The sequence below is a fragment of the Brevibacillus sp. MCWH genome, from assembly GCF_013096935.1.
GTDB classification, from domain to species: Bacteria; Bacillota; Bacilli; order Brevibacillales; family Brevibacillaceae; genus Brevibacillus; species Brevibacillus aydinogluensis.
The window spans coordinates 1-412 of the sequence record NZ_SDLF01000205.1 but is presented as its reverse complement, the minus strand read 5'-3'; the positions used below and the strand labels follow the sequence as shown (position 1 = coordinate 412).

Sequence of the window (412 nt, the reverse complement as noted above, 5' to 3'; positions counted from 1 at the left end):
CTCAACACCATTCGGCGCGACAATGACAGGCTTCGGCGGTTTCGGAATAAGCGCTTCAATCGTGTCGATATAATATTGCGGATCAGCGACAAGAACCTTCCCTTGCATAATAAAGTTGATAATTTCGCGATACGGATCGGCTTTTCCGTGCAAGTATTCATTCTTCGAAAGACTTTCGAGTAACAAAATCGCTCTAATTTGCCACTCTTGCAGTTCTTGAGCTTTTGTTGTCATCTCTTCGAGCACTTGTTTTACGTCCGATATGTGTTGCACTTGCGGAAACAAGTCATCGGAAATGACGCTTTGTAGTTTTTCAGCATTGCTTGTTCCTTGCATATGCGATCACCCCTTTACAAGTTCGACAAGCTCATTGACCTTCTTTTGAAGACGCTCGATGCAAGGATAATTCCAT

The 412-nt window shown here is 43.4% G+C and carries 1 protein-coding gene; it reads right to left on the bottom strand.

Annotated features, from left to right (window positions below):
- A partial coding sequence (locus tag ETC00_RS20090) for a hypothetical protein (protein ID WP_171567782.1) occupies positions 1–336 on the bottom strand: 336 nt, incomplete at its 3' end.
- Between the last annotated feature and the right edge of the window lie 76 nt (positions 337–412).